General features: G+C 41.3%; 7 protein-coding genes. All 7 read left to right on the forward strand.

Annotated elements, in window-relative coordinates; translation table 11 throughout:
- Nucleotides 1-1091, forward strand: a 1091-nt coding sequence (locus J7K93_06550; protein MCD6116654.1) for a hypothetical protein, incomplete at its 5' end; no start/stop codon positions are given.
- A 124-nt stretch (nucleotides 1092-1215) separates the two neighbouring features.
- Nucleotides 1216-1527: a H+transporting two-sector ATPase C subunit gene (locus J7K93_06555; GenBank protein ID MCD6116655.1), complete on the forward strand. Its 312-nt coding sequence runs from the start codon at nucleotides 1216-1218 to the stop codon at nucleotides 1525-1527.
- Between the two features lie 13 nt (nucleotides 1528-1540).
- On the forward strand, nucleotides 1541-1846 hold the full coding sequence (locus J7K93_06560) for a V-type ATP synthase subunit F (protein MCD6116656.1): 306 nt from the start codon (nucleotides 1541-1543) through the stop codon (nucleotides 1844-1846).
- 21 nt (nucleotides 1847-1867) lie between these two features.
- A complete protein-coding gene (locus tag J7K93_06565) occupies nucleotides 1868-2560 on the forward strand; it encodes a hypothetical protein (protein ID MCD6116657.1) in 693 nt (230 codons plus the stop codon).
- Entirely contained in the window at nucleotides 2557-4338 is a 1782-nt protein-coding gene (locus J7K93_06570; protein MCD6116658.1) for a V-type ATP synthase subunit A, read from the forward strand. The genes J7K93_06565 and J7K93_06570 overlap by 4 nt, the downstream gene beginning before the upstream one ends.
- Entirely contained in the window at nucleotides 4325-5734 is a 1410-nt protein-coding gene (locus J7K93_06575; GenBank protein MCD6116659.1) for a V-type ATP synthase subunit B, read from the forward strand. Before J7K93_06570 ends, J7K93_06575 begins: the two co-directional genes overlap by 14 nt.
- A 12-nt stretch (nucleotides 5735-5746) precedes the next feature.
- The coding region (locus J7K93_06580; GenBank protein MCD6116660.1) for a hypothetical protein at nucleotides 5747-6314 on the forward strand (568 nt) is incomplete at its 3' end.

Raw genomic sequence — 6314 nt, forward strand, 5'->3', positions numbered from 1 at the left:
GAAGTATGTATATTCAACAATCGGTGCTTTCCGCAACGAGGAACAGATGTGTAATTAAAATAACACCTGCGGAAAATATCGATTCAGTTAAACAAGGCAGAGTGGATGTCCCTGTTGAAATTAATAACCCCGGATTTTTCAAACCTTTTGAACTTATTACGAAAACCTTCGGTATACCGGCTTATCATTCAATAGATCCTACTCCTGTTGTTGCATTCACTTTCCTTTTTATGTTCGGTTTGATGTTCGGCGATTTTGGCCACGGCGCCGTACTTGCTGTTATCGGGGGAATTCTTGCAGCAAGAACAACCAATGTGTCCTTCCGTAACGCCGGCCTTTTAATGGTTTATGCAGGCAGTTCAAGCATGATTTTCGGTTTGCTTTTCGGAAGTATTTTTGGAGTTGAACACTGGATACAACCCCTGTGGATGAGGCCGATGGAATCCATTTCTGATTTGTTCCGTGTTGCAATATACTTCGGTATAGGAATGATATCCCTCGCGATCCTTTTTAATATAATAAACGGCATAAGAGAAAGAGATATTGTTTCAGTTATTTTTGATAAAGCCGGTTTTCTATCAGGTATTATCTACTGGTGCGGTATAGCTGTGGCTGCAAGAGCAGTATCAACAAAACCAGTTCCGGATTTGCCTGTAATTGTGCCTCTTCTTATGCTGATTGCCGGTGTTCTTATATTTCTGCACGAACCTGTTGTTCAATTGGCAAGAGGGAAAAAGAAACTCTTTCCTGAAGGTGTTACAACAGGAGTAATGGGCGGAATTATCGAGGTACTTGAAATATCCCTTGGTTTTCTGGCCAATACTGTTTCATTTATTCGTATTGCAGCGTTCGGCCTTGCACATGCAGGGCTTTTTATGGCTATATTTTCTCTTTCAAAAAGTATGAACGGTGTTGCAGGGGGTACGGTTTCAGCACTAATTATTATAGTAGGGAATATTGGGATCATCTGTCTTGAGGGGCTGGTTGTTTCAATTCAGGCTGTACGTCTTGAGTTTTATGAGTTTTTCAGCCGTTTTTTCAGAGAATCTTCTCAATCTTATAAACCTCTGAAAAACGAAATTTTATCATAATTTTCTGGTTTGAATTTATAGAATGTCTAAAGGAGGATTCATTGTGAGAAACAAAGCTCAGAAAAATTTTAAAAAACAGCTTGTAAGCTTTGGTATGATTTTAATTTTTGTGTTCTTTATTGTAATGGGGCTTACAGGATTAAAAGCTGTTACACATGCTCAGGAGTCATCAGGTTCAGTACAACAGGCTGAAGTTCAGAACACTCCTCTTCATGATCCTGATGTGTACAAGTTTGCCTTTCTTGCAGCTGCAATTTCAGTAAGCGTCGGATCTCTGGGTGCAGGCCTTGCCGTAGGATATGTAGGAGCTGCTGCAATGGGCGCTTTGGGAGAAAAACCTGATCTTGCAGGTAAAGCGCTGCTTTTTGTGGGATTGGCAGAAGGAATTGCGATATACGGATTGATTATTGCTATTATGATTCTTGGCCGTGTGTAAGGAGATTTAATTTATGCGTTTTTATGTGATCGGCGATGAGGAGACAGTAATTGGTTTTCGTCTGGTCGGCATCAGCGGAACAGTAGTGAATAACAGGCAGGATGCTGAAGCTGCTATTAGAAAAGCGAGAGAAGATGAAAATCTGGGCATTATTTTAATTACAGAACGCATTGCTGATCTTGTCAAGGATATAGTTGAAGAGTTGTTGTTTACAACTGCTTTTCCATTAATTCTGGAGATTCCTGACAGAAATGGGCCTCTCAAAAACAGGGGGTCTGTAAGGGATATTGTTAAACATGCGGTAGGATTAAGTGTCTAATTTTATGTTGGAAATGGCTGAATGGTTAAAAATATGAATACTTCCGGAACAAATAAGCCTCCGGATGAGCTGTTGATCAGTTCAATAATCAGCGAAGCGAAGTTAAAAGCAGAAAAAATTGTGGATAGCGCTGAGAAAGAATCTGAAAGCATAATTTCAAAAGCTGAAAAAGAGGCTGAGCTCAAAAAAAAGGAAGCATTTAATAAAGCAGCTTCCGAAGAGGAAAAAATTAAAAGAAGGCTGCTGTCAGGAGTGCACCTTGAAATAAAGCAGAGATTGCTTAAAGAGAGAGAGGCTCTTATAAACAGAGTTATTGATGCTCTTTTGCAAAAGCTTGACAAATTAGTAGAGCATGAAATTTATATTGATATTTTAAAAGGATTCATACTGGAAGGTGTGAAATCACTTGATACTGATAAAGTTGTTGTATGCGGAGGCAGCGCAGAAAAGAAGCTTTTAAGTCATGAAATGCTGAAGAAAATTGAAAAATATGTTAAAGACAAAGAGAAAAGAGAAGTATCCTTAAAATTTTCTGATGATTTGATGAAATCCGGAGGAGTTTTATTACGCACTGTAAACGGTGAAAGAAGTTTTGATAACCGTTTCCCTGCTCGAATAGAGAGAATATTGCCTGAACTCAGGCTGGAGATTGTAAAAAGTTTTGAAAAAAAGCTCGGTTCAGATTTTATGGGTTATGGTAAATCGGGGAGATGACAGATTTGTATGACAGCATAGGAAAAGTAAGCCGTGTTTTAGGCCCGATAGTGTATGTAAAGGGTATTACTGATGCTCACATGATGGAATTGGTTGAAGTAGGCGAAGACAGGCTGATAGGAGAAATTATCAGATTAGACGGGCACACTGCTGCAGTTCAGGTTTATGAGGACACAACAGGATTAAAACCCGGCAGTAATGTTTACGGCTCAGGGATGCCGCTTTCAGTTGAGCTTGGCCCCGGCCTTATAGGTTCTATTTATGATGGTGTACAGCGCCCGCTTTATGAAATAAAGGTTATGAGCGGATTTTACATCCAAAAAGGGATTAAGGTAGCTCCCCTCAACCGAAAGAAGAAGTACGGATTTACACCTGAAATGAAAAAGGGCGATGCTGTTTTGCCCGGGCAGATTCTTGGGAAGATTCAGGAGTCAGAGAGAATTGTACATAAAGTACTTGTCCCTCCTGATGTGTCAGGAAAGATTAAATATATTGCACCTGAGGGTGATTATAAAATAGAGGATATTGTATGTAAGGTGGAGAATAAAGGCAAGTCTGCTGATATTCATTTTTTCCACAGATGGCCTGTACGTAAAGCTCGCCCCATTCAGAACAGGCTTGAACCCTCTGCACCCCTTATTACCGGACAGCGTGTAATTGATACGCTTTTCCCCGTTGCAAAAGGCGGCGCTGTTACAATCCCCGGAGGATTCGGTACAGGCAAAACATCTGTCGAGCACCAGATTGCAAAGTGGTCTGATGCTGATATTGTTGTATACATAGGATGCGGTGAGCGGGGAAATGAGATGACAGATGTTTTGAAACAGTTCCCTGAACTTGTAGATCCCCGTACCGGTAAATCCCTTATGGAGAGAACAATTCTTATAGCAAACACATCAAACATGCCTGTTGCTGCTAGAGAGGCATCAATATATACCGGAATTACAATAGCAGAGTACTACAGGGATCAGGGGTATCATGTTGCTGTTATGGCGGATTCTACTTCACGCTGGGCAGAAGCATTAAGAGAGCTTTCCGGCAGAATGGAAGAGATGCCTGCAGAAGAGGGATTCCCTGCATATCTTCCCACACGTCTTGCGGAATTTTATGAAAGGGCCGGAATTGTAAAGACCCTGGCAGGTGAAACCGGATCCGTATCGGTTGTCGGAGCTGTATCTCCTCCCGGAGGTGATTTTTCAGAGCCGGTAACACAGCATACAAAGAGATTTGTAAGGGCATTCTGGGCGCTTGACAGGGATCTGGCAAATGCACGGCACTATCCTGCAATTTCGTGGCTCGATTCCTATTCCGAATATGTTGAAGATGTAATCCCGTGGTGGCGGGAGAACGGCTCGCCAATGTGGGATACTTACAGAAAAGAGATGCTTGATCTTCTGCAGCAGGAGGCCAGGCTTCAGCAGGTAGTGAAACTTGTCGGTGCGGATGTCCTTCCTGATAAGCAGAGGCTTATATTAGATACGTGCAGGCTTTTTAAAACGACTTTTCTCCAGCAGTCTGCTTTTGACGAGATAGACAGATATTCCACTGTTGAAAAACAGGTAAAAATGTTAAAAATAATTGTTACATTTTATCAGCTTGGTAAAAAAGCGATTGAGCAGGGCGCGACTTTAATGAAGCTGAAGCGTATTAAAGTGTTAAGAGATATTTCAAGGATGAAGTTTGCAGTATCAAATGAAGAGTGTGAAAAACTTGATGAACTGCAGAAAAAGCTTGAACGGGAGATGAAGCATTTAGGAGAAATTTATGCCCGGTTCTAACTCAAAATACATAGATCTGCGTGAGTATCATGGAATAAACCGAATTGTGGGGCCTCTTGTTTTTATTGAGAATATTCACAATGTGGGATATAATGAACTTGTGGAAATACATGACTCAAATGGAGAAGAGCGTCTTGGCATTGTGCTTGAAACTGGCGAAGGTTATGCAGTTGTTCAGGTATTTGAAGGCACTTCCGGATTGACTCTTCCTGAAACTTCTGTACGATTTTCAGGTTCGCCCCTTACTATTCCTGTGACAGAAGAGATGCAGGGCAGGGTTTTTGACGGCCTGGGAAGGCCTATTGACGGCGGGCCTGAACCTGTTGCTGAGGAGAGAAGGGATGTGAACGGCCTTCCTGTTAATCCAACTGCAAGAAATTATCCCACAAAATTTATACAAACAGGAATATCTGCGATTGACGGAATGAATACTCTTGTCAGAGGGCAGAAACTGCCGGTATTTTCAGGTTCAGGTTTACCACACAACAATGTTGCTGCACAGATTGTAAGGCAGGCAAAGATAGTGGGAGAAGATGTATCTTTTGCGATTGTTTTTTGTGCAATGGGGGTAAAACATGATATTGCACGGATGTTTATAAATAACTTCAGAGATACCGGAGTTCTTGAAAAAGTAGTAATGTTTCTTTCTCTTGCTGACTCCCCTTCTGTTGAGAGGCTTGTTACACCCCGCTCTGCGCTTACAATGGCGGAATATCTCGCTTACGACCTTGGTATGCATGTTCTGGTAGTAATGACAGATATGACTAATTACTGTGAAGCTCTGCGTGAAATTTCAACAGTCAGAGGAGAGATTCCCTCAAGAAAGAGTTATCCGGGATATCTCTATTCGGATCTTGCTTCTCTGTACGAGCGTGCAGGTATAGTTGAAGGGTCTGAAGGATCAATTACTCAGATGCCGATTTTGACAATGCCCAATGATGACATATCTCATCCCGTGCCTGATTTGACCGGTTATATAACAGAAGGCCAGATTGTTCTTGAAAGAGAACTGCATCAAAAGGGGATTTATCCTCCAATAGCAGGGCTTCCGTCCCTTTCCCGTCTTATGAAGGATGGAATAGGGGAAGGTATGACCCGAAAGGATCATGCTCATCTTGCAAGCCAGCTTTTTGCAGCTTACGCAAAAGTGAAAGAAGTCAGAGCGCTCGCATCTGTAATCGGCGAGGAAGAGCTTACACCTCTTGATCATACTTATTTGAAATTCGGAGATGCTTTCGAGGAAAGGTTTTTATCTCAAAGGAAGGATGAAGACAGATCTATAGAGGAGACTCTTGACTTGGGCTGGGAAGTAGTTTCCCTGCTGCCCAAAGATGAGTTAACCCGTGTAACAGAAGAAGAGCTTGCCGAACATTATGTAAATCAGTCAGGTGAATAGAGGAGATTTTTTATGGTAAAGATTAATATAAGTGAATTCAGGCAGCGTTTTGATCCGGATCTCTGCAAAGGGATTGTAGAGATGTGTATTTCAAAGAAAAGCCCGCTTATCATTCTTCACAATGATGATCTTTACTATTCTATGATACTTGAGAAGCAATTTAAGGGTGATACACCCTACATGGTTATTGATTCTCTGATACCCAGCGATGATGACAAAATTGCGAGAAGCAGAACTGAAGTTCCGGTAAAAGTTGACTATATGTACAAAGGATTGATTTTTCATATCAGGTTTCATCTTATTCTTTATGGATTAACAGAACATGACGGAATGAAAGCAATCCTTTCAACACCGCCTCTAGATCTGCAAATTAAAACAGAGGGCTTTACAGGAAGGCCTAATATAGAGAATCCTCTCTGGGTCAAAATTCCTTTATTTAAAGAAGAAATAAGAGCTGATGTAAAATTGATAAGTGTAAAAGGTGTTATATTTGAAGACAGGCTTCTCGTTGATACCCTTCCTACACTTATCAAGTATGAAAGGATTCATCTTGATTTCGGCGATGATGAAATTTCAATAC

The sequence above is a fragment of the bacterium genome, from assembly GCA_021158245.1.
In the GTDB taxonomy this organism is placed as follows: Bacteria; Zhuqueibacterota; QNDG01; order QNDG01; family QNDG01; genus QNDG01.

What these genes read in the sequence shown, in the direction of transcription:
- J7K93_06555 (MCD6116655.1), top strand. Translation starts at nt 1,216, where the DNA reads ATGGGGCTTACAGGATTAAAAGCTGTTACACATGCTCAGGAGTCATCA.
- J7K93_06560 (MCD6116656.1), top strand. Translation starts at nt 1,541, where the DNA reads ATGCGTTTTTATGTGATCGGCGATGAGGAGACAGTAATTGGTTTTCGT.
- J7K93_06565 (MCD6116657.1), top strand. Translation starts at nt 1,868, where the DNA reads ATGGTTAAAAATATGAATACTTCCGGAACAAATAAGCCTCCGGATGAG.
- J7K93_06570 (MCD6116658.1), top strand. Translation starts at nt 2,557, where the DNA reads ATGACAGATTTGTATGACAGCATAGGAAAAGTAAGCCGTGTTTTAGGC.
- J7K93_06575 (MCD6116659.1), top strand. Translation starts at nt 4,325, where the DNA reads ATGCCCGGTTCTAACTCAAAATACATAGATCTGCGTGAGTATCATGGA.